This is a genomic window from Pseudomonas solani, assembly GCF_026072635.1.
Lineage (GTDB): Bacteria > Pseudomonadota > Gammaproteobacteria > Pseudomonadales > Pseudomonadaceae > Metapseudomonas > Metapseudomonas solani.
The window spans coordinates 3,734,875-3,757,219 of the sequence record NZ_AP023081.1; the positions used below are offsets into that span (position 1 = coordinate 3,734,875).

The 22,345-nt window shown below is 66.9% G+C and carries 22 protein-coding genes; 11 read left to right on the forward strand and 11 right to left on the reverse strand.

Annotated elements, in window-relative coordinates; translation table 11 throughout:
* Positions 1-41: 41 nt before the first annotated feature.
* From PSm6_RS16995 to PSm6_RS17010, 4 genes are all read right to left on the reverse strand, one after another.
* The gene (locus PSm6_RS16995; protein ID WP_021220694.1) at positions 42-362 is read right to left on the reverse strand and encodes a hypothetical protein; all 321 of its coding nucleotides are present in this window, start codon (positions 360-362) and stop codon (positions 42-44) included.
* Entirely contained in the window at positions 359-898 is a 540-nt protein-coding gene (locus PSm6_RS17000; RefSeq protein WP_265167827.1) for a PA2404 family protein, read from the reverse strand. The genes PSm6_RS16995 and PSm6_RS17000 overlap by 4 nt, the downstream gene beginning before the upstream one ends.
* The gene (locus tag PSm6_RS17005) at positions 895-2,073 is read right to left on the reverse strand and encodes a PepSY-associated TM helix domain-containing protein (RefSeq protein ID WP_265167828.1); all 1,179 of its coding nucleotides are present in this window, start codon (positions 2,071-2,073) and stop codon (positions 895-897) included. The genes PSm6_RS17000 and PSm6_RS17005 overlap by 4 nt, the downstream gene beginning before the upstream one ends.
* Positions 2,074-2,298: 225 nt before the next feature.
* Positions 2,299-3,174, reverse strand: coding sequence for a LysR substrate-binding domain-containing protein (locus PSm6_RS17010; RefSeq protein ID WP_021220697.1), 876 nt, complete (start codon positions 3,172-3,174; stop codon positions 2,299-2,301).
* 133 nt (positions 3,175-3,307) lie between these two features.
* Between PSm6_RS17010 and PSm6_RS17015 the strand changes: the two genes are divergently transcribed.
* From PSm6_RS17015 to PSm6_RS17030, 4 genes are read left to right on the forward strand one after another with little or no spacing between them, the layout of a single operon-like run.
* A complete protein-coding gene (locus PSm6_RS17015) occupies positions 3,308-4,363 on the forward strand; it encodes an agmatine deiminase family protein (RefSeq protein WP_265167830.1) in 1,056 nt (351 codons plus the stop codon).
* 1 nt (position 4,364) lies between these two features.
* Complete coding sequence (gene aguB, locus PSm6_RS17020) at positions 4,365-5,276, forward strand: N-carbamoylputrescine amidase (RefSeq protein WP_043242601.1); 912 nt, start codon at positions 4,365-4,367, stop codon at positions 5,274-5,276.
* Positions 5,277-5,278: 2 nt separating this feature from the next.
* The gene (locus tag PSm6_RS17025; RefSeq protein WP_265167831.1) at positions 5,279-6,373 is read left to right on the forward strand and encodes an extracellular solute-binding protein; all 1,095 of its coding nucleotides are present in this window, start codon (positions 5,279-5,281) and stop codon (positions 6,371-6,373) included.
* A 37-nt stretch (positions 6,374-6,410) separates the two neighbouring features.
* Positions 6,411-7,538 carry an agmatine deiminase family protein gene (locus PSm6_RS17030; RefSeq protein ID WP_265167832.1) on the forward strand — a complete coding sequence of 376 codons (1,128 nt, stop codon included), beginning with the start codon at positions 6,411-6,413 and terminating at the stop codon, positions 7,536-7,538.
* 480 nt (positions 7,539-8,018) lie between these two features.
* Here the strand turns inward: PSm6_RS17030 and PSm6_RS17035 are convergent, their stop codons facing one another.
* The 4 genes from PSm6_RS17035 to PSm6_RS17050 form a co-directional block, all read right to left on the reverse strand.
* Positions 8,019-8,321: a DUF1883 domain-containing protein gene (locus PSm6_RS17035; RefSeq protein ID WP_021220703.1), complete on the reverse strand. Its 303-nt coding sequence runs from the start codon at positions 8,319-8,321 to the stop codon at positions 8,019-8,021.
* A complete protein-coding gene (locus PSm6_RS30770) occupies positions 8,318-8,779 on the reverse strand; it encodes a hypothetical protein (protein WP_021220704.1) in 462 nt (153 codons plus the stop codon). The genes PSm6_RS17035 and PSm6_RS30770 overlap by 4 nt, the downstream gene beginning before the upstream one ends.
* An 8-nt stretch (positions 8,780-8,787) precedes the next feature.
* Positions 8,788-8,952: a hypothetical protein gene (locus PSm6_RS17045; protein ID WP_021220705.1), complete on the reverse strand. Its 165-nt coding sequence runs from the start codon at positions 8,950-8,952 to the stop codon at positions 8,788-8,790.
* A 62-nt stretch (positions 8,953-9,014) separates the two neighbouring features.
* Positions 9,015-10,070, reverse strand: coding sequence for a helix-turn-helix transcriptional regulator (locus tag PSm6_RS17050; protein ID WP_021220706.1), 1,056 nt, complete (start codon positions 10,068-10,070; stop codon positions 9,015-9,017).
* Between the two features lie 163 nt (positions 10,071-10,233).
* On the opposite strand from PSm6_RS17050, the gene PSm6_RS17055 reads away from it, so the two are divergent.
* The 4 genes from PSm6_RS17055 (at position 10,234) to PSm6_RS17070 (ending at position 16,366) form a co-directional block, all read left to right on the forward strand.
* On the forward strand, positions 10,234-11,277 hold the full coding sequence (locus tag PSm6_RS17055) for a hypothetical protein (RefSeq protein WP_184491943.1): 1,044 nt from the start codon (positions 10,234-10,236) through the stop codon (positions 11,275-11,277).
* 464 nt (positions 11,278-11,741) lie between these two features.
* The gene (locus PSm6_RS17060; RefSeq protein WP_265167833.1) at positions 11,742-13,796 is read left to right on the forward strand and encodes a hypothetical protein; all 2,055 of its coding nucleotides are present in this window, start codon (positions 11,742-11,744) and stop codon (positions 13,794-13,796) included.
* A gap of 273 nt (positions 13,797-14,069) precedes the next feature.
* Entirely contained in the window at positions 14,070-15,509 is a 1,440-nt protein-coding gene (locus PSm6_RS17065) for a purine-cytosine permease family protein (RefSeq protein WP_021220709.1), read from the forward strand.
* Entirely contained in the window at positions 15,506-16,366 is an 861-nt protein-coding gene (locus PSm6_RS17070) for a nitrilase family protein (protein WP_265167835.1), read from the forward strand. The genes PSm6_RS17065 and PSm6_RS17070 overlap by 4 nt, the downstream gene beginning before the upstream one ends.
* A 55-nt stretch (positions 16,367-16,421) precedes the next feature.
* Here the strand turns inward: PSm6_RS17070 and PSm6_RS17075 are convergent, their stop codons facing one another.
* A complete protein-coding gene (locus PSm6_RS17075; protein ID WP_148304237.1) occupies positions 16,422-17,294 on the reverse strand; it encodes a helix-turn-helix transcriptional regulator in 873 nt (290 codons plus the stop codon).
* 102 nt (positions 17,295-17,396) lie between these two features.
* The gene (locus PSm6_RS17080) at positions 17,397-18,428 is read right to left on the reverse strand and encodes a pyridoxamine 5'-phosphate oxidase family protein (protein WP_265167836.1); all 1,032 of its coding nucleotides are present in this window, start codon (positions 18,426-18,428) and stop codon (positions 17,397-17,399) included.
* A gap of 366 nt (positions 18,429-18,794) precedes the next feature.
* Here PSm6_RS17080 and PSm6_RS17085 point away from each other — a divergent pair, with 366 nt between their 5' ends.
* Positions 18,795-19,826: an ABC transporter substrate-binding protein gene (locus PSm6_RS17085; protein ID WP_021218759.1), complete on the forward strand. Its 1,032-nt coding sequence runs from the start codon at positions 18,795-18,797 to the stop codon at positions 19,824-19,826.
* A gap of 211 nt (positions 19,827-20,037) precedes the next feature.
* On the opposite strand, the gene PSm6_RS17090 is transcribed toward PSm6_RS17085, so the two are convergent.
* Entirely contained in the window at positions 20,038-20,400 is a 363-nt protein-coding gene (locus PSm6_RS17090) for a winged helix-turn-helix transcriptional regulator (protein WP_021218758.1), read from the reverse strand.
* A gap of 123 nt (positions 20,401-20,523) precedes the next feature.
* Here PSm6_RS17090 and gstA point away from each other — a divergent pair, with 123 nt between their 5' ends.
* The gene (gstA, locus tag PSm6_RS17095) at positions 20,524-21,126 is read left to right on the forward strand and encodes a glutathione transferase GstA (RefSeq protein ID WP_265167837.1); all 603 of its coding nucleotides are present in this window, start codon (positions 20,524-20,526) and stop codon (positions 21,124-21,126) included.
* Positions 21,127-21,198: 72 nt separating this feature from the next.
* The gene (locus PSm6_RS17100) at positions 21,199-22,227 is read left to right on the forward strand and encodes an AraC family transcriptional regulator (RefSeq protein ID WP_265167838.1); all 1,029 of its coding nucleotides are present in this window, start codon (positions 21,199-21,201) and stop codon (positions 22,225-22,227) included.
* The last annotated feature ends 118 nt before the right edge of the window (positions 22,228-22,345 follow it).

Here is a 22,345-nt window from a genome sequence, read left to right on the forward strand (position 1 = left end):
CGGCGCTCCGTTTCAGCCCACCGATTGCCGATTGCGCGCCCTCAGAGCCCCTTGATCTGCTTGTAGTCCAACTCGGCGGTGTGGCCGGCGCCGAGGTCGAGCAGCACGTAGAACTCGCCATCCGGGCGGGGGAAGGTGAAGCGCGAATCCGCGCCGAGCTTGCCGGCAACCAGTACCTTTTCGTCGTAGCCGATCACGTCCAGGGTCACGTCCGGGGCGGCGCTGCCGTTGGAGAGGCCGCCGGTGCAGCGGATCTGCCCTTCGGCGATGGCTTCGCACTCGACGAAGGCGTTGTGGGCGAAGGCGGCGGGGGTGGCGAGCAGCAGGGCGCTCGCCAGCAGGGTGGGGTAAAGGGGCTTCACAGCGTGTCTCCATTGCGGGCCAGCCATTCGATCATCGACGGCGAGACTTCCTTCAGGGGGATGGACGCCTGGTGCACGCTGCCGTCCCAGCCTTCCACGGTCAGCCACAGGGCGTCGTCGGCGGTGGTGCCCGGCGGAATGCGTACTTCGGCGAACAGCCGGTAGGGGCTGCCGGACAGCAGCGAACCGGCGGCGCGCAGGCTGCGTGGCTTGCCGATGCGCAGGTAGGCGGCCTTCACCTGGCCGATACACTCGGCGCAGAAGGCCAGGGTGATCTCCTTCATGTAGCCGGCCTTGCCGTCGCGTTGCGGCTCGTGCAGCTCCCATTCGGCGATGCGTGCGCTCCAGGGGCCGACCGGGTATTCGCCGATCACCCGCTCGCCCAGGCCCTGCAGGCCACGGTCGAGGCTGACGTCATGGAAGTAGGCGGGCATGAAGCCCAGCGGGATCAGCACCAGCAGCGCGCTGAGGTGGAAGCGCCACTTGAGCCACAGGCGTTTGAAGCGGGATTCGGGAATCAGGGCTGCGTTGCTCATTCGGTCGCCTCCACGGCGGTGGCGGCGGGTGTCGGGCGGGGTTTGCGCTTGAGTGCCTTGGCGGTGGCGATCACCGTGCGCTTGCTCCAGATGAGCAGGCCGCTGAGCACCATCATGCTCAGCAGCAGGCCGAAGAAGAACCAGATCATCTTCACCCAGATGCCGCCGAAGTCACCGGTGTGCAGCGGGCGCATGGACTCGGTGACGAACTCCAGGGGCGTGCGGTCGGCGAGCAGGCGCGACCCCACCAGTTCGCCCGTGTAGGGGTTGAGCTCGGCGGTCTGGAACATCAGCGGGTACCAGCCACGGCCGCCCACTTCCATCGGTGTGTAGGCGTCCGGGGCGAACATCACGAAGCTCACGTCGAAGCCGGGAATGGTCTCGGTGGCGGTGGCGACCGCCTGGTCCATGGTCACGCGCGGCACCGGCTGGCCGGGTTGCACCAGGGGGATCTGGTCACGCGGGATCAGGGTCGGCAGGCCCTCGCTGGAGATGGAGATGTGCGCGTCGGCGAGGATGGCGCGGATCAGGAACCAGATGCCGGTGATGGAAATCACCGCGATGAACCAGATCGACCAGATGCCCGAGAGGCGGTGGAAGTCGCCCCAGAAGATGCGCGCGCCCTGGCGGATGCGCAGGGTCGGCCGCAGGAAGCCGCGCCAGAAGCGCTTGTACACCACCAGCCCGGTGATCAGGGAGGCCAGCATCGGCAGGCCCAGCAGCGACACCAGGTACCAGCCCCAGCTGTAGCCGTTGGTGAAGGGCACCAGCCACCAGCCGTGCAGGGCACGGGTGAACTGACGGAAGTCGAACAGCGGGCTGCTGCCCTGGATCTGCCCGGTGTAGGGGTTCACGTACAGGGTCGCGGAGCGCGTGTCGGGGTAGGTCACCGATGCGGTCAGGGCGAAGTGGCTTTCCTCGGGCTTGGCCAGCCACTCCACATCGGCGCTGGGGTCCTGCTTCTCGATGGCGGCGAGTATCTGGTCGAAGCTCATCAGCTCGGCGTCATCCGAGGGCGCGGTGGCGCGCACGTCGGGGTTGGCGAGCCAGATGATCTCCTCGCTGAGCACTGCCAGGGTGCCGGTGATGCACACCAGGAACACGAAGAACCAGATGGGCAATGCCAGCCAGCTGTGGACCAGGAACCAGATTTTCGAACGGGACTTCTTCGACATGGGCAACGATCTTGGTAGCGGAATCAGGGCCACCGGCCTCGGCCGGTCACGGGTTCGGTTACGCCCGACCAATGGAAAAGCACCCGCCGGCCTCGGTGAGCTGGCGGGTGAAAACCAAAGGAACGACATCTCGAAGTCGAGGGGGCGTTACATTCAGGACGGACGAGAGGGGCAAAACCCGCAACTGCAGATGCAAGAAAATGTTTCCGTCCGACTGGCGGTGGGTTAGACGGCCGAACTCTCGCTTGCCTCCAACTGCTCCAGCAACCACGCGCTGAAGCTGCGCGTCAGCGGGCTGAGCTCGCTGTCGCGGTGGATCAGCCAGGCCCACTTGGGGCCGCGGATGGTCTGTTCCACCAGCGGTTGCAGGCGATTCTCGGCGCGGGCCTTCTGCGCCAGCAACTGGCTGACCAGGGCGATGCCGAGGCCGTCGCAGGCGGCGTCCAGCAGCAGGCCGGGGTCGGAGAAGTTGAGGCCGCTGCTCTGCTGGCCGACGTCGATACCGGCCTCCAGCGCCCAGTGGCTCCAGTCCATTTCCCGTTCGCCGTGCAGGGTTGTGCGCTGCGCCGGCGGCGTGGCCAGCAGCGCCGGGTGGCAGGCGGGGTAGAGGCGGTCGGCGTGGAGCACGCGGAAGCTGCATTCGGCCTGGGCGGTGATGTCGTCGCGCACGGCGATGTCGATGGTCTGGGTGGCCATCTCCGGCGGCTCGTCGGTGGTGAACAGCCACAGGTCCACTTCCGGGTGCTGCTGGCGGAAGCCGCCCAGGCGCGGCACCAGCCAGTGGCGGGCGAAGGCCGGGCTGGTGTTGACCACCAGCTGGTTGGGCTTGCGGTACTGCTCCAGCCGGCGGATGCCCACGGCCAGTTGCTGCAGCAGCGCCTGGGTGGTGCCGAGCAGGTCGTGCCCGGCATCGGTGAGGGCGACGCTGCGGCCGTTGCGGTGGAACAGCGGCTGTTCGAGGAAGCCTTCGAGGCTGCGGATCTGCTGGCTGATGGCCGATTGGGTGAGGTGCAGCTCCTCGGCGGCCTTGTGGAAGCTGCCGAGGCGGGCGGCGGCTTCGAAGCCGCGCAGGGCGTTCAGCGGGGGCCAGTGCTTGAGCATCTCTGATAAGCCTGTCTGATCATAAATGTGGAAAATCTATCGTTTGTTGCGCCGAATTCACGGGCCTAGCATGGCATCCATTACCGCAATCGCGGTTTCAGTGATAACTAAAACTTAACTGAAGGCAATCGTCATGCAGCAGCAACACGCGCAGCAGAGCGGCTGGGTCATGCCCGCCGAATGGTCCCACCACGCCGCCACCTGGATGGTCTGGCCGCACAACCAGCCGCTGTGGGAAGCCGGCTGGGGCGTGACCCTGGCTGCGGTGCAGGAGGACTTCGCCTGCGTCGCCAACGCCATCGCCCGCTTCGAGCCGGTGAAGATGGTGGTGGACCCGAGCGCCGTGGAGCGTGCCCGCGCCCTCTGCGGCCCGGGCATCGAGCTGCTGCCCCTGGCGGTCAACGACAGCTGGTGCCGTGACTCCGGCCCCAGCTTCGTCTGCCACCCGCAACTGGGCGTGGCCGGCGTCAGCTGGCGCTTCAATGCCTGGGGCGGAAAATCGGCCCATGACCTCGACGAGGGCCTGGCCCGCCGCGTGCTCAACGGCCTGGGGCTGGACTGCTTCGGCACCGCGCTGAGCAACGAGGGCGGCGCCATCCACGTCGACGGCGACGGCACCCTGATCACCACCGAGTCGGTGCTGCTCAATGCCAACCGCAACGCAGGCATCAGCAAGGCCGAGGTGGAGGAGATTTTCGCCCGCCTGCTGGGGGTGAGGAAGACCATCTGGCTGCCGGGCGACCCGGACCACGTCACCGGCGACATGACCGACGGCCACGTCGACGGCGTCTGCGCCTTCGCCCGCCCCGGCGCGCTGCTGGTGGATGCCACCCGTGACGTCTCCTCGGTCTACGCCCAGGTGGCGCGGGAGAACCGCCGTGCCCTGGAACTGGCCACCGACGCCCGTGGCCGCCATTTCGAGATGCTCGAACTGTTCGAGGCCAGCGACGCGGTGGACACCGAGGCCGAGGTGTTCTGCGCCTCCTACACCAACTTCTACATCGCCAACGGCGCCATCATCATGCCGGCCTATGGCATCGACGCCGACGACGAGGCCGCCGCCACCCTGCGCCTGGCCTTCCCCGGCCGCGAGGTGGTGCCGGTGCGCATCAACCAGCTGGCCCACGGCGGCGGCGGGGTGCATTGCATCACCCAGCAGCAGCCGGCCTGGCCGCTGAAGGGGATGTGAGATGGCCAAGCTGACCGTCGCCACCACCCAGATGGCCTGCAGCTGGAACCTCGCACGCAACCTCGACCAGGCCGAGCGCCTGGTCCGTGAGGCGGCTGCCCGGGGCGCCCAGGTGATCCTGCTGCAGGAGCTGTTCGCCACCCCCTATTTCTGCATCGAGCAGAACCACCGCCACCTGGCGCTGGCCGAGGAATACGCCCAGAGCCAGGTGCTGGCGCGCTTCGCCGACCTCGCCGGGGAGCTGGGCGTGGTGCTGCCGCTGAGCTGGTTCGAGCGCGCCGGCAACGCCTTCTTCAACTCCCTGGCCATGGCCGACGCCGATGGCCGCCTGCTGGGCGTGTACCGCAAGACCCACATCCCCAACGCCATCGGCTACCAGGAGAAGGAATACTTCAGCCCGGGCGACACCGGCTTCCGCGTCTGGGACACCGCCCACGGCCGCCTCGGCGTGGGTATATGCTGGGATCAGTGGTTCCCCGAGACCGCGCGCTGCCTGGCCTTGCAGGGGGCCGAGGTGCTGCTGTTCCCCACCGCCATCGGCTCCGAGCCCGGCGCTCAGGGCCTGGATTCCCGCGACCACTGGCAGATGACCATGCGTGGCCACGCCGCCGCCAACATCCTCCCGGTGGTGGCGGCCAACCGCGTCGGCCGCGAGGTGGCGACCACCGACCCGGAGCTGCAGATGAGCTTCTACGGCTCCTCCTTCATCTGCGACCACAAGGGCACGTTGCTGGCCGAGGCCGATCGCGAGGGCACTACGGTGCTGCTGCAGGAGCTGGACCTCGACGCCATGGCCGAGGAACGCCTGGCCTGGGGCATCTACCGCGACCGCCGCCCGGAGATGTACGGCCCGATGCTCGGCCTCGATGGCCAGCGCACCCACGTCACCTGGCAGAACACCCGAGGAGCCTGAGCATGCGTGCCTTCCGATCGCTGTTGGTCACCGCCGCCGCCCTGGCCTGCCTGGCCGGCAACGCCCAGGCGGAGGAGAAGATCCTGCGCCTGTACAACTGGGCGGATTACTTCGCCGAGGACACCCTCAGCCGCTTCACCGCCGAGACCGGCATCCAGGTCGTCTATGACGTGATGGATGGCAGCGAAACCCTGGAAGCCAAGCTGATGGCCGGCAACAGCGGCTACGACCTGGTCTTCCCCGGCGACACCGTGGCCGAGCGGCTGATGCGTGCCGGCGCCCTGCAGAAGCTCGACGCGAGCAAGCTCACCGGCCTGGATGACATCGAGCCCGGCCTCAAGCGCCTGCAGACCCGCTACCCCTACTCGCGCCACGCCGTGGTGCCCTACACCTGGGGCACCATCGGCATCACCTACAACGCCGCGATGATCGCCCAGCGCCAGGCCGACGCGCCGGTGAACAGCCTCGACCTGCTGTTCAAGCCGGAGCTGGCCGCGCGCTTCGCCGACTGCGGCATCTCGGTGATCGACTCGCCCGACGAGGTGCTCGCGGTGGTGCTCAACTACCTGGGCCGCGACCCGCGCAGCGCCAAGGCCGAGGACCTGGCGGCGGCCACCGCGCTGCTGAGCGCGATCAAGCCCTACATCCGCAAGTTCCAGTCGCAGCCGGTCACCGACCTGGTCAACGGCAACCTCTGCCTGTCTCTGGGCTACAGCGGCGACGTCACCCAGTCGCAACGCGCGGCGGCGGCAGCGGGCAAACCGGTGGACTTCCAGTACCGCATCCCCCGTGAGGGCACCACGGTGTGGATGGACACCCTGGCCATCCCCGTCGATGCGCGGCACCCGGAGTACGCCTATGCCTTCATCAACTTCGTGATGCGCCCGGAGAACATGGCTGCCATCAGCAACTTCACCGGCTACCCCACTTCCAGCGCCAAGGCGCGGCCGATGGTGGACGCCGACATGCGCGGTAACCCGGACATCTACGTCGACGATGCCGCCTATGCCCGGCTGATCCCCGGGCGCGACATCCCCCAGCGCGACATGCGAGCCCGCATGCGTGCCTGGACCAAGTTCAAGACCTCCACCCACTGAAATGACCGCCGGCGCCCCTGCGCCCTGGAGAACTGCCATGCCTTCGCGTCGTGACTTCATCAAGCACCTCACCGCCGTCGCCGGCCTCGGCGCGGTCGCCAGCCTTGGGCTCGGCATCTCGCCCGCCCGGGCCCAGGCCGCCTTGCGTGGCGGCGCCTGGCGCATGCCGGACGAGAACGGCGTGCACGCCTGCAGCTACGTCAGCTTCGGCGCCCAGGCGGCGATCTGGGAGGACTTCACCGCCGACGTGCAGGACTGCATCGGCCTGATCGCCCGCACCATCGCCACCTACGAGCCGGTGGTGGTGCTGCACCGCCCTGGCCAGCTGAGCCTGGCCAAGCAGAAGTGCGGCACGCGCAACACCCGCTTCGTCGAGATGCCCCTGGATGACGTATGGATGCGCGACATCGGCGGCACCTTCGTGGTGGACGGGCAGGGCGGCCTCGGCCTGGTGGACTTCAACTTCAACGGCTGGGGCAACAAGCAGCAGCACAGCAAGGATGGCGAGGTGGCCGGGGAAGTCAGCTACGACGCCGACGCCAGCTACATCGCCAGCCAGCTCACCGGTGAAGGTGGCGGTATCGAAGTGGACGGCGCCGGCACCGGCATCATGACCGAGAGTTGCTGGATCAACAGCAACCGCAACCCCGGCATGAGCAAGGCCCAGGTGGAAGCCGAGCTGATGAGCAACCTCGGCCTGCGCAAGATCATCTGGCTGCCCGGCATCAAGAACAAGGACATCACCGATGCCCACGTCGACTTCTACGCGCGCTTCGTCAAGCCCGGGGTGGTGGTCGCCAACCTCGACAACGACCCGCAGTCCTACGACTACGCGGTGACCCGCAAGCACCTGGAAATCCTCAACAAGGCCACCGACGCCGACGGCCGCAAGCTGCAGGTGCACACCCTGCCGCCGCCCCGCACCCTGCGCAACAACCGCTTCACCCGCAACAACCCGGACTTCGCCCCCGGCTACATCAACTACTTCCCGGTCAACGGCGCGGTGATCGCCCCGCAGTTCGGCGACGCCAGCGCCGACGCCTTCTGCCGCGACCTGCTCACCCGGCTCTACCCCGGGCGCAAGGTGGTGCAACTGAACATCGACGCGGTCGCCGCCGGCGGTGGCGGCATCCACTGCGTCACCTGCCACCAGCCGAAGGTGTAGGTCGGCAGTCCCGGTCTTGAAGGGGGCCCGGTTTGTAGGGTGGATGACGCTCTTCTCATCCACCAGCGGTGCTATTTGTGGCACCGGGCAGGGGCAGCCCTGCGGGCTGCTTGGCGACTGAAGTCGCCCCTACGGGGCGGGTGCAAGGCCGGTGATGGGTTTCGCTGCGCTCTACGCCATCCTACGGTTCGTGTGCGGGGCCTGTTGGGGCGAATGCATGCGCCCGCTTTTCCACCCGGTTCGTGTCACACCCGCTCCATTTGTTTACGTGCGAAAAGTTGACACATGGACATGTAAACAAACACGACATAGCGTGACGCCCCAGATGCTGAATCAACTTCTGGGGAGCCCGGACATGTTGTCGATCGAACTGATTGTGGAAAACCTCGCCAGCAGCGCCCTGGTGCTGGGCTGCATGCTGGGCCTCGCCTGGTTGGCCTACGGCCCGGCTGAGCGAGGCTTGCGCGGCTGAGGCGTGCGTCAGGCCAGGTCGGAAGGCGAGCGGCGGACGAACTTGATCTTGTGGGTGAAGGTCGGCTTGCGCGTCACGCTGATGGCCCGGCGGGTCACCGCGTCGAGGGTGATGTTCCAGTAGCCGGTGCTGGGCACGGTGATGCGTGCCGGGAACTTGTCGAAGGCCCCACCGTGGTAGGTGTGGCGGCCACCGTTCTTGAAGCTGCGAAAGTTCGCATCGTTCATCAGGCGGATGTTGCAGACCTGCGAACACTCGATGACCACGATGTCGCCTTCGTTGAGGTGTTCGCGCTGGTGGATGAACTTCATGTACCGCTCCGGAGCTGGTAAAGCGAAAGGCGCAACGATATCACGGCGGGGCCCTCCCGCTCTCGGCCTGCCGTCGTTTCGCTGCTGCGCGCCGGGTAGCCGGGCTCGAACAGCCACAACCTGAACTCCCTGTGCACGCTTTCCAGGCGCAACGCCACGCGCCGCTGCACCTGGGCCACCAGGCTTTCCTCCAGCCAGCACCAGGCCCGGCGATAGTCGCCCAGGGTCATCTGCGCCCCCGCTTCCACCAACAGCACCACCGGGCGGTGCCCGTACCAACGCAGCGCCCCCTCCAGCCCCGCCAGCGCCTGTTCCAGGTGCGCGCCACGGCTCATGCGCAGGGCGTGGCGGGCGATATCGAAACAGTCGCAGTAGTGGTGGCGGGCGATCACGCCGCAGGCCGGGGCCGGCGCGGCGCAATCGCTGTTGTAGCAGTGGTAGAGATAGTCCCCGGCCACGTGGAGGCTCAGCGCTGTCGCGTCGGTGCGTTGATGCATTTGTAGCCCGGGTACTGGGCCTCGGCGGTGATGCGCGCCATGTCCGAACTCACCGCCTGGACGACGAGGCTGAAGTTGGCGCGCGGGCCGGCGCCCGGCTGGACGCGTTGCAGGAAGGCGGAATAGCTGTGCATGGAAGCGATCTCCTCGGTAATGAGGAGCCCAGCCTAGAGGGACCGCACGACAGCCTATGTCGTCAGGGGGCGGCGTAGAAGCCGGCCATCTCCCGCGCGCATTGGGCGATGGCCTGGCGCAGCGCGGGTGGTTCCAGCACCTCCACGGTGGCGCCGTGGGCCAGGATCCACCACTGCAATTCGCGGGTGTGGGCGATCTCGCACTCCAGCAGCCACCAGCCATCGCCCAGGGGCGACAGGTGCTGGGGTTCGGCCAAGGGCGTCTCGGTGCTGTCCAGACGCTCCCGCAGCGCGGCGTTGATGCGCAGTTTGAGTTGGATCGGTTCGGCGGCGAGCAGGGTTTCCTGGCGCGCATGGGTTTGCAGGTCGAACCCCGGGGGCGACTGGATGCTGCGCGACCGTTTCGGCGTGACGCTGCGGAAGCGTTGCAGGGGCAGGGCGCGCACCTTCACTTCGTCGACCTTGGTACAGATCAGGTAGATGCTCGAATCCCGATAGGACAGGCCCAGTGGGTTGAGCACCATGCGTTGTTCCGCTGCGCTGCGCCGTGAGTAGTAGAGCGCCTCCAGCTGATAGCCCTCCAGCAGCGCCAGCTGGATGTCCCGCAGCACGGTTTCGTCGATCGGCGCCTGGCGCAGCTGCAGCTGTTGCGAGCCGCTCACCACCTTGCCCAGCCAGCGGCCCTCGTGGCGCTGGAACTTGTCGAGCACCTCCCGCGAGCGCAGGTACTGTTCGCGCAGGTCATCCAGCGCCGCGCGGTGCAGCAGGTGGCTGGCCTGTTCATAGAGGGTGACGATGCTCAGCGCCACCCGTGCCGATTTCAGTTCGTGGCTGTCCAGCGGCTTGGCCTGCGCCCTGGCGGCGGGCAGGCGCGCGCCCTTGGCCAGGCGCCAGCGCGGCTGTGCATGGTTGTGGTCGGAGGCGATGGCGCCATCGGCTGCCAGCAGCTCCAGGTCGCGCTGCACGGTGCGCAGGCTGATGGTGCCTTCCCGCAGGAGCTGCTCGTGCAGGCTGGCGGTATCGATGCCCGCCTTCCCGGTCGAGGCGATCTCGGCGAGCAGGCGGTTGCGGCGCTCCAGGGTGACGGCGGCGTTGGGGCGCGGTGTTTTGGCAGGCATCGAGAGGCTCCAGGTGCGACATAGGTTGTCGCTCGGTCGTGGATACTAGCGCCATGGAAAACATGCTGCCTAGCGCACGTTGGGCGGCTTGCACAGAATGACGGGGTTCGTGCCGTGCCCGGTATTTCCGGCACGGCTTTTCGATGGGGCAAGGGGAGGGAAGATGACGCTACATGATTCGATCGTTCTGGAAATCGTCAACGGCCGACTGAACAAGGAGTTGCGTGCCAGCGAGTTGCTGGGAGACGAGCGCCGGGTCGAGCTGCTCGATGGCGGCGAGAAGGTGGAACGCTACCGCGTCGGGTTCGAGTTCTTCAGCGAGAGCCATATCGCCACCGAGATGGCCAACCACGCTGAAGACACCGGTTACTGGGTCAAGCGTGGCGAGGCGCCGCGTTATCGCAAGGTCGAGCGCGGGCTGTATCGCGTCCTCGCCCTGGAGGAAGGTGAAGAGCTGCTGGAGGATGGTGAAGCAGCGCCTTTGCCGGTATCGGCGAGCGGGCATACTCGCGAGGAGCGCTTCGCCCACTACCTGGCCCAGCAGCCGTTCCAGATCTTCGACCGTCGTCGTCGCTCTCTACATCCCGGCCAGCCGGTGCAGGGTTTCACCCAGCGCCTGAGCAGCTATTTCTGGCCCAGCCCGAGCGTGAGCTACCAGGCCACCGAGGCGACGCTGAATGGCTTTATCGGCCGCGCCCGCGCGCTGGACGCCAACCTGGCCGCCAATGCCGCCGCCGTGCTGGTGCTGTTCCAGGAGATCTGCGACTGGGGCGGTGTGAAGCTGCCGACCCAGGATGCCGCCCTGGTTGTGCATAACATCGATGAGGCCCGCAAGCATGCGGCCTCCAGCCCGGCCGCGATGAGCAGTGCCTGGACCAAGCTCTACGCGATCTTCTTCCCCGATCTGTATGTGATCTACGACTCGCGGGTGGCCACGGCGCTGGTGGGCATCGCCGAAGCGGTGCTGGATGACGGTGAACTGAGCGGCTTCAAGCAGCAGTACCCGGCCCTGGGCACCGTCGCCGGTCGTGGCGGCTCGCGCCCCCGCGCCACGCGCAGCTACTGGAAGAACGCCTACACCTCCTGGAACGCCCAGCTGGACGCCAACGCCCTGGCGGCGAAGATCCTCACCGCCCTCAACCAGCAGCAGGGCAGTACTCATAGCCTGCGTGAGCTGGAGGCGGTGCTGTTCATGGAAGGCTACTGACCGGCGTTGCGGTGGCTGCCTGGCGGCCACCGCACGGCATGGGGCCGCGCCCGCCGAACCTGCCTGAAAGCTTTACCTGTATATGTCGACAGAATAGATGTGTCGCTAAAGGCGACATATATTTCGAGCTGCCTTGCTGCGCCGCATCAAGCGTAAGGACATTGTCCAAATAGCATGCAGGGCCATAACCGGCAGCGTAGGAAGCTTTACCCGATTCTGACTAATCGATAATGTCGCAATGATGGCGATTCGGTCAGGATAGTCGCTGCGGAATATCGCCCTACTTCAAGCGGGCTCTCTGTTTCGCGGCTTTCAACGGGGTAGTCGATGGCCGCCGGTGTTGGCATGACGAAGTTCGGGCCCATGGGATGCATGGGTATTCAAGGGAATGTGAAGGAGGCGCTCATATGTCGTTGGTCGAGTTTTACACGAAGAAGAACTTCACCAGTTGTAGCCGGATTCACATGGCGCCGGGGATCGCGCCAAAGCTGCTGAGCAACGCCATGGAGGCGTTCAAGTTCAAGGGGGATGCGCGTGAGATCGTGGCCCTCATCGACAACACCATGTTCGGCAGCGGCAAGGATGGCTGCCTGATCTGCAGCGACCGCATTCTCTTCCGCGAGCCCTTCGCGGAGCCCACCGAATACCTGTTCATCGAGATCAGGCAGATCCAGTCCCATGACCAGCGCGCCTTCATCAATGGCCGCGACGTGATGAAATTCAACATGCCCGACAAGCGTGACCTGACCGCTTGCTTCGAGGTGCTGGCCGAGTGGCTTGACGGGCAGGCCGATGCGCCTGGCAAGCCGGTTGCCGCGCCGGTGGAGGCCGCGCCGAAGGCCACCGGGGAGCTGCCGGCCGAGCAGTTGGCGGTGCTGATCGGTTACGTGCGCGAGTGCGCCTTGCGCATCGAGTCCGACAAGATCTTCGTGGCGCCGAACATTCCGCCGAAGAAGCTGCAGGCGGCCCTGGCGTCCTATGGCAACAGCATGACGGCGGACGAGGTGATCGTGCTGGTCGACGACACCCTGTTTGGTGGCGCCAAGGAGGGGATGCTGATCGGCGACACGCGGATCGCCATGAAGATGATGATGGATTCACCCCGCCTGTTCTTCTGGAAGTTCCTCACCGGCATCGCCATCAGCAAGCGCAAGGTCTTCGTCAACCAGCGCGAGATCGCCCAGTTGACCCAGCTCGGCGAGGCCGAGCTGGGAGACTTCTTCGACACCATCAACGACTGCCTGCAGGACCTGCAGGGCCAGTTTGCCGATCAGCCCGCGCCGGTGGCCCAGGCGGTTGCGGCACCGGTGAGCGTGGCCGCGCCTGCCGTCGAGCAGCAGGCGCAGCTGTCCAGCGAAGTGGAGCAGAGCATGTCGGTGCCGGCGGTGCAGGCCCTGGCCGAGGCGCAGCCGGAAGTCGTGGCAGGGGACGCCAAGGGCAAGGATTCCAAGGCCAGCGAGAAGCTGTTCGGCTTCATCGCCAACGCCATCGAGCAGAACAAGTCGAAGATCATCCCGCTGCTCAAGGAGAAGACCGGCGAAGCCTCCCTCGCGGCCTTGCGCAACGACGAGAACATCGAGAAGTTCGCGGTGTACCTCTATGCCTTCCTGCCGAGCGTGGTGCGCCTGGCGCTAAGGGAGCAGGTGTTCGTGCAGTTCATGATCAGCAACCGCGACAAGATCATCGACCGTGTCATCGGTCCGGAGCTGGAAGGCGAGCTGCTGGAGGCGCCGGAGCCGGCGAGCCCTGCACCGAGCAAGGGCCTGGCCAGCTTCGCCAAGCGCGCCGAGCCGGCCGTGGCGCATCGCCCGTCGCTGTTCCGCCGCAAGCTGGAGGAGGGGCAGCAATACCTTGAGCAGTTCGAGGCCCATGCCCGTGGCGCCAGCGCCCGGCAGCGCGATACCGAGGAGTTCCAGCAGGGGCTGGAGCAGTTCCACACCATCCAGTTCGGCATGGGTGTATTGACCGGTGCGATGCAGGTGCCGCGCTTCGTGGCCCGCGCCCAGCAGGCACCGCTGAGCGCCAACGAGCAGGCGGCCCTGGCCAGCGATGAAACCACCCTGTTGGGGCTGGGTTACGCCATCGCCTCCATGGGCCACATGCTGCGCGAGCAGGCCGGCTTCGACGAGGACCAGATCGCCGAGCTGTTCTACCCGCTGCTCAGCGCACTGATCGTCCCTTACGCCCAGCAGAACGTGGACGGTGGTCGCAAGACCCTGCGCAGCGTGGCCAAACCCATGGAGCAGATCGCCGAATCCGAGCTGATGAAGGACTTCCAGCTCAACTGCCGGCGCATGGGCATGAACATCGCCAACGGCGACCTGGAAGACCTCGCCGGCAACTTCACCTTCGCCATCTACCGGGCCGTGGAGTCGCAGTTCCCCAGCCAGGAGGAAGCCATCGGGCTGAACCGCAAGCTGGACGACTTCGCCCGTGAAGGCTTCGACGCGTACAGGCAGCAGATGGACGAGGCGCTGGAGGCGCTGCTGATCCGCTACATGGAAAGCCAGCAGGGCTGAACCGCGGCCCGGGGCGCCGATGCCAGGCGCTCCGGGGCTTGCCGGCGTTGCCGGATCAGTTGCCATATCCCTGAACCAAGTATTTGATTTATCCGATGTTTCCCCGCTTCCCCCTTGGCTAGAGTCGGCCCCATAACGACCAGAACAAGCCGAGACACCTATGGACGACCTGCTGCCTGCCTGCTGCGACACCCCGCCTGCCTGATCCAGCCCCGTGACCGTCACCCCGCGCCAACCCTGGCTGCGCCTTCACGTTCTGGATGAGGAATTTCCATGCATCAAACCCCGACTACCCAAGCCCCGCGCCCGAAGATCGAGGTGCGCTCCATCGACTACGTGCCGCGCAGCGAGCGCCACGGCAAGGTCTGGCACCAAGGCCCGTTCTGGTTCACCGGCAACTTCGTGCTTACCACCCTGGTCACCGGCTTCACCGGGCCGGCCCTGGGGCTGGGGGCGTTGCCCTCGATGCTGGCGATTCTGATCGGCGTAGCCATCGGCACCTTCTTCATGGCCTTCCATGCCAACCAGGGGCCGCGCATGGGCCTGCCGCAGATGATCCAGTCGCGGGCGCAGTTCGGCTTCCGGGGCGCGGTGGTGCCCTTCATCGCGGTGGTGGGGGTGTACATCGGCTTCAACGTGTTCAACGTCATCCTCGCCACCGATGCCATCAACACCGTGCTGCCCGGCGCGCGTACGCCCTGGTACCTGCTGCTGGTGGGCCTGGCGGTGCTGCTGGCGATCGTCGGGCACGACCTGCTGCACCGGGTGCAGCGCTGGCTGACCTGGCTGATGATCGCGGTGTTCGGCGTGCTGACCTTGCTCGCCATCCGCGAGCTGCGGGCCGATGCCGCGCTGGCCGCCGGGCCGTTTTCCTGGAGCGCCTTCCTGGTCCAGCTGTCGGCGGCGGCGGGCTACCAGATCAGCTACTCGGTGTATGTCTCCGATTACTCGCGCTACCTGCCGGAGAACACGCCGCCCGGCAAGGTGATCTTCTGGACCTACCTGGGCGCCGGCGGCTCGGCGCTGTGGCTGATGTCCCTCGGCGCCTTCCTCGCCTCGGCGCTGCCGGCGCCGGACGCCATCGGCAGCATTCGCGAGGTGGGCAACCGCCTGTTCGACGGCTTCGGCACCTTCGCCGTGCTGATCGCCGTGCCTTCGCTGGTGGGCATCATGGCGGTGAACTGCTACGGCGCCATGCTCACCAGCGTCAGCGCCATCGATGCGTTTACCAAGGTGAAGCCGACGCTGCGCCTGCGGGTGACCGGCATCCTGGTGATCGCGGCGATCATCCTCGCCGTGGCGCGGCTGATCCCCGAGAGCTACCTGGGCAGCTTCAACACCTTCGTGCTGCTGATGCTGTATTTCCTGGTGCCCTGGACGGCGGTCAACCTGGTGGACTTCTACCTGGTGCGACGCGGGCACTACGCCATCGGCGAGATCTTCAACCGCGATGGCCTCTATCGCGGCTGGTCGGTTGCCGGCCTCACCGCCTACGGGCTCGGCTTGCTGGCGATGGTGCCCTTCATGGCGCTGAGCTTCTGGACCGGTCCCTTCACTGCAGCCCTGGGTGGCGCGGATATCGCCTTCGCCGTGGGCCTGCCGGTGGCCGGCGTCAGCTACTGGCTGCTGAGCCGGCGCCTCGACCTCGCCGCCGAGCGCCAACTGGCCGAGGCGGATAAACAGCGCCTGGAGCCACAGGGAGAACAGCCATGAGCACGCAGAAGACAGTCACGGCGGCCTGCTGCCAGGTCGCCCCGCGTATCGGCGAGCTGGAGTACAACCGCGCCCTGGTCGAGCGCGTGGTGCGCCAGGCGGCGCAGCGCGGAGCCCGGGTGGTGGTGCTGCCGGAGCTGGTGCAGAGCGGCTACCTGTTCCGCGACCGTGTCGAGGCGCAGGCCCTGGCCGAGACGCCGGACGGCCCCAGCCTGCGCCTGTGGATAAGCCTGGCCGCTGAGCTGGATATCGTGCTGGTGGCGGGTTTCTGTGAGCAGCGCGACGACGGCACGCTGGCCAACAGCGCGGCCCTGGTGGATGCCGGCGGCCTGCGCGCGCTGTACCGCAAGGCGCACCTGTGGGATGGCGAGAAGGCGATCTTCAGCCCCGGCGATGCCGCGCCGCCTGTGGTGGACACGGCCTTCGGGCGCATCGCGGTGATGATCTGCTACGACCTGGAGTTCCCCGAGTGGGTGCGCCTGCCGGCACTGGCCGGCGCCGAGCTGCTCTGTGCCCCGGTCAACTGGCCCCGTGGCCCGCGCCCGGCGGGCGAGCGCCCCGCCGAAGTGGTGCGGGTACAGGCCAATGCGGCGGTGAACCGGATGACCATCGCCGCCTGTGACCGCCACGGCCACGAGCGTGGCGTGGATTGGGTCGAGGGCTCGGTGCTGGTGGACGCCGACGGTTATCCCCTGGCCGGGCCGGCGGGCGAGGGCGGCGAGCAGTTGCTGCTGGCATCGCTGGACCTGGGGGCGGCGCGGGACAAGCGCATCAGTGGGCATAACGATGTGCAGGGTGATCGGCGGCCGGAGCTTTATGCCGGGGTGTTGGCTGTGCAGGGGAGGGCCCTGGGCTGAAGCCCAGGCTACAGGATGACCGGCGTAGCCCGGGCTTCAGCCTGGGAACGGCTGCTCAGCTGTAGAGCCAGCGCCCCAGTTCTTCCAGGTTGGCGACCACGATCTGCTGCGCCACCGGTTTGGCCTGCACCTTGTTCGGGTCGATCTGGTAGCGCTGCAGCACGTACTGCACCAGGGCGCCGCGGCTGTGGATAACCAGCTGGCCGCCCTGCATGCCGTAGTCCGCCTCGATGATCGCCTGCTGCGCCGGCTTGAGCCGCGCATCGGGGCTGAGGATCACCTCCACCGCCGTCATCCAGCCTTCGTCGCCGTCGCGGCCCTGCTCGGATTCGTCCATCAGGTCCGGCTCACCCCGGAAGCGGCTGAGCACGAAGTCGCGGTAGTCGCGGTTCTTCTCGCAGTAGGCGCGCACGTGCCAGCGCATGCCGGTGAAGATCAGCGTGTGCGGGGCGATGACGCGGGTTTCCGATTCCGGGTGGGCCAGGGACACGTACTCGGTTTCCAGGCGCAGGCCTTCACGGCAGGCCTGGAGGAGGGGGCGCAGCACCTCGGGGCGGATGCTGCGGTCCGGCACCTGCAGCACCTCGGTGTGGGCATAGGCCAGGGCCAGGCCCTCGATGTGCGGCGAGCGTTCGCGGTTCTGGTCCAGCAGGTGCAGGTAGGCGCTGGCGCTGCCGTCGATGAACAGCGGCTTGAAGCCCTTGCCGGGTTTGTAGCCCTTGAGGTGCTTGTCGTAGACGAGGTTCTTCGGCGCGTGCTCGTTGAGGTAGGCGTTGATGTCCTTGGAGGCTTGCTGACGGCTGATGCCGAAGCTCTGCATCAGGTGGTTGGTGGTCAGCCGGCCTTCCCACCAGGCCACGGTTTCGATGAGCCGGTAGCGCTGGGCGAGGTCCCAGCGGACGTGGTCGATGGAGCGCTTCATGGCGATGCACCTGGTGGGACGGAGCCTTGGGTATAGGCCAGGTGCGTGGATATGTCCATGAAGGCGACATGTCGCCTTGCACAAGGATTTCCCTTCAAGCGATTCCCTTCAATACAGATGCTTGAGGTCGTGCCGCACCACCGCGTCCACCACCAGGGTGGTGGCCTTGCCCAGCAGGCCGGTGCCGTTCATGTGTTCGGCCAGCATTTTCGGGAAGGAGGGGATGTCGCTCGGTGCCAGGTGGGTTTCCGGGCGCCACAGGCCTGCTTCGACCAGCTCGGGTGCCTCGACGAAGGCGAAGCGCTCCACTTCCACCAGGGTGCCCAGCACCGGGGCCTTGCCGTTCACCGAGAGCGGGCCCAGCAGCTGCGGGTCGGCGCTCACCTGGGCGCGGCCGGTGACACTGAGCACGGTCGCCGAGCCCGGCAGCAAGAAGGCCAGCTTCAGTTCGTCGCAGGCGAGGATGTTGCTCAGCGACACCGCCACCTTGTTGCCCGGCCGCTCGGGGATCAGCAGCCGTTGTCCATCGATGACGCCGATAAAGCCTTCCGGGTCGCCGCGTGGCGAAATCTCGGTGGCGCCCTCGGCGTTGCGCGTCAGCATCAGCAGGTAGGGCGAACGGGCGATGAAAGCCTGCGCGGCGTCGGAGAGCGCGCCTTCGCCCCGTTCGGCCGGCCACCCGTCGAGGTGTTCGCGTGGCGTCCAGAAATCCGCCCGCACCATGGCCCGCGAGCAGTGCAGGAACAGCGCGTCGGCCTGGAACTCCAGCACCACGCCCGCTTCCACCCCCCGCGGGTGGCAGCGGCCATTGGCGCGCAGGGCGAAACCGATGCCCGGCATGATGAAGAGCAGGCTGCAGGGCCTGGGCGTCTGGCCGTCGATCCTGGGCAGGTGCAGGCCGGATGGCCAGGCGAGGCGGATGCGGTTGCCTTCGGCGAGGATCACCGGCGTGGCGTGCAGGTCGAGGAAGGCGATGTCGCTGTCGGCGCCAGCCAGGCCGACGGTGCAGACGCTGGCGTTGCGGATGATGGTCAGGCAATGGGCGTCGATCACCGGTTGCAGGCGTTTCTTCATCAGCGCGGGTGGCTCGCTGATCAGCTGGCGCAGGGCGCTGAGGGATTGGATGCGGTGGTTGGGCATGGCGCGGCTCCTGATGGCGGATGCCCCGATGCTAGGGCCGCGCCGCCCGCAGCGGCATGGCGCGCGGTTTCAATCCACATGGCGTTCGGTTGCAATCGCCTCGCAGGGCTGTCTAGCTGCACATGGCAACCTGAAACGCCCGTGCCAGAGCTTGTGCAGCACTCGCCACTGTGACGGAAAGCAATATGTGTGACGGGCGTTGCGTTCAGACTGTGCGGCAGATCCGGACCCGGTGCCCGCCAGGGGCGGTGGGAGGCAGCGGCATGTCGCTGTCGCGCACCTGGCAACCAAGGGGCACTGTGAGAATCCGGGCAGCGCCGCGGTCGACCCGTGGCCACACCGCCAATCGACAATAAGGAATGCTCCATGGATGTTGCTGTACGACGTGCCCTCGGTTTCCTCCTGGCCTGCGCCAGCCTGCCCGCCTCGGCGGAGTTCGTCACGGTGATCACCTTCGGTGGCGCCAACAAGGACGTGCAGAAGGAAGCCTTCTTCAAGCCCTTCAAGGCGAGCACCGGCAACGCCGTGGTGCACGGCTCGTACAACGGCGACCTGGACAAGCTCAAGCACATGGTCGAACTCAGCCACGTGACATGGGACGTGGTGGAGATGGAGGCGCCGGAACTGGCGCGCGGTTGCGAGGAGGGGCTGTTCGAGAAGCTCGATCCGGCCTTCCTCGGCAACCCCGGCGATTTCGTGCCCGGCACCATCCAGCCCTGCGGCATCGGCATCTTCGTCTGGTCCACGGTGCTCGCTTATGACTCGGCGAAGATCAAGAACGCCCCCAGCGGCTGGAGCGATTTCTGGGATCTGCGCAAATACCCCGGCAAGCGCGGCCTGCGCCATGGCGCCAAGTACAACCTCGAGTTCGCCCTGATGGCCGATGGCGTCGCGGCGAAGGACGTCTACCAGGTGCTGGACACCCCGGCCGGCGTCGAGCGCGCCTTCCGCAAGCTCGACGAGATCAAGTCCAGCATCGTCTGGTGGAAGGCCGGCGCCGAACCGGTACGCGCCCTGCAGGAGGGCAAGGTGGCCATGAGCGCCGCCTACAACGGCCGCATCGCCACCGCGCAGAAGGAAACCCGCTCCCTGGCCATGGTCTGGACCGGCAGCATCTACGACTTCGACTACTGGGCCCTGCCCAAGGGCTCGTGGAAGGGCGACCTGGCCAAGACCTTCGTCGCCTTCGCCAGCCAGCCGGAACGCCAGAAGGCCTTCGCCGAAGGCATCTCCTACAGCCCGGTGAACAACAAGGCGATCGCCATGATCGACCCCGCCATCGCCGCCACCCTGCCCACCGCCCCGCAGAACATCAGCGGCGCCCTGCCGATGAGCGTGAAGTTCTGGGCCGCCCACGGCGAACTGGAGCAGCGCTTCGAGAACTGGGTGAAGAACTGATCCCCGCACGGAGCTGACCTGCGTGGATGACGCTTTTTCATCCACCAGCGGTGTCGCCTGTGAGCACGAAATGGTGGACGGGTGAGGCGTCGTCCACCCTACGGTCGGCGTGTACGAAGTTGGTCGGTGCGTAGGGTGGATGGCGCTCTTTCCATCCACCAGCGGTGCTGCATGTGAGTACGAACGGTGGACGGGTGAAGCGTCGTTCACCCTACGGTTGCGGGTGCTCCGGCGTGGGGGCTTCGGTGTCCTCACGCGGCGGTCTTGCTTTGAGCCAGAGGCCGAATTCCTTGACCACTTCCACCACCTTGCGCAGGCGCTGGCCGTCTTCGGTGAGCTGGTATTCCACCCGCACCGGCACTTCCGGGTAGACGGTGCGCAGCACCATGCCGGCCTCTTCCAGGGCGCGCAGATCGAGGGTGAGCATGCGCTGGGAGATGTGCGGGATGTCGCGGCGCAGGTCGTTGAAGCGCTTGGGGCCGTCGAGCAGGTAGGACACCAGCAGCAGGCGCCAGCGGCCGCCGAGCAGGTGCATGGCTTCCTCCACCGAGCAGCCGGATACGTTCTTTTTCATGGGGGTTCCAGGTATATATTTTGTACCTAAGCTACAGATTTCTCCCTTCTTCAAAAAGAGAACCGCTGCGTCGATACTCCCGCCGCGCCCCCATTCCGGGGGTGGCCCGTGCAAGGAGTCGCCATGAAGCTGTACTACGCCCCCCGTACCTGTTCGCTGTCGCCGCATATCGTGCTGCTGGAGCTGGGCCTGCCGTTCGAGGCGGTCCGTGTGGATAACCGCAGCAAGCTCACCGAACACGGCGACGATTTCCTCGTCATCAACCCCAAGGGCTACGTCGCCGCGCTGCAGCTGGACAATGGCGAGGTGCTCACCGAGGGCACGGCCATCGTCCAGTACCTGGCCGACCTGCGACCGGAAAGCGGGCTCGCGCCGGCCAACGGCACCCTGCAGCGGGTGCGCCTGCAGGAGTGGCTGAACTTCATCTCCGGGGAGATCCACGCCGGCATGAGCCCGCTGTTCAACGCGGCGATCCCGGAGGAGGTGAAGGCGATCTTCCGGGCGCGGCTGTTCAAGCGCTTCGATTACCTGGAAAGCGTGCTGGATCAGGCCGACTACCTGCTGGACGGGCGCTTCGGCGTGGCCGATGCCTACCTGTTCACCGTGCTCGGCTGGGTGGATTTCTTCGCCATCGAGCTGGCGCCCTGGCCGGCGCTGGCGGCGTTCCGGGCACGCATCGGGGCGCGGCCGCAGGTGCAGGCCGCGATGCGCGCCGAGGCGACTTGAGGCGAGCCCCTGTGCGCTGGCGGCGATGCCTGCCAGGCGGTACTGTCCGCGCAGGAACAAGGAATGCCTGCCATGAGCCCTACCCGTGTCTCCGCTCTTGCGGTGCTCGACCTGCATGACCTGCTGCTGCAACTGGGCGCCATCGAGGCGGCGCAGTTGCAGGCCGTGGGGCTGTCCCGTGATCGTCTGCTGGCGTCGTGCGACCCGGCGCTGCCGTTGCAGGAGCAGCGCCTGGACGAGCGCCAGTTGCTGGGGCTCTGGCAACTGGCGGCGGGCAACCCGGCGTTGCCGCATATCGGCGTGCTGATCGGCCAGGCGTTCAACCCGGAGAAGCGCGGCCTGCTGGCCAGCCTGTTGTTCCAGTGCGCATCGGTGGGGGAGGCGCTGTCGACCTTCCTGCAGCACGGCGCGCTGATGAACCCCTCCGAACACTGGACCTCCCGCGACACCGATGGCTGCCTGTGCCTCGAACTGGCGTTCGCCGCCGGACGGGGTTATCCACAGGCGGCGGTGGAGCGCAGCCTGGTGGCGCTGGTGCGCTGGGGGCGGGAACTGGCGGGGGAGGGCTTCGCGCCGGAGCGGGTCGAGTTCGCCGGCCCGCGCCCCGCCTATGCGGAATATTTTGCCGAGGCGTTCGGTGCCGAGGTGCAGTTCGGCTGCGCCGCCAACCGCCTGTACCTCGCCCATGGGCAGCTCGCCCGCCCCATCCGCAGTTCCAACCCCTACCTCAAGACCCTGCTCGCGGAGCGCGCGCGAACGGCCCTGGAGCAGGTGAAGGCCGAGACGGACCTGGTCGAGCGGGTGCGCCTGATGATCCGCGCCGATCTCGCCGGCGGGCCGGGCATCGAGTTCCTCTGCGAGGCCCTGCACCTCAGCCGGCCGACCCTCTACCGCCGCCTGCGTGAGCAGGGCACCAGCTTCACCGAGCTGCTGGAGCAGGAGCGCAGCCAGCTGGCCTTGCAGCGGGTGCGCCAGGGTGACCCGCTGCAGGCGATCAGCGAGGCGCTGGGGTTCAAGGATGTGAGCACCTTCCACCGCGCCTTCCGGCGCTGGTTTGGCCATTCGCCGGGGGCGGCACGGCAGGGCGGGTCGGCGCCCTAGCGAGGCGCTCATCCGCGGTGGCGAAACAGGGCTGGCGCATCGGACGACCGTTTTTTCTCCATCGGGTTCGAGCGCAGCGTGACGACCCGTCCGAAAGTTCAGTGCAGTTTGCATGGTC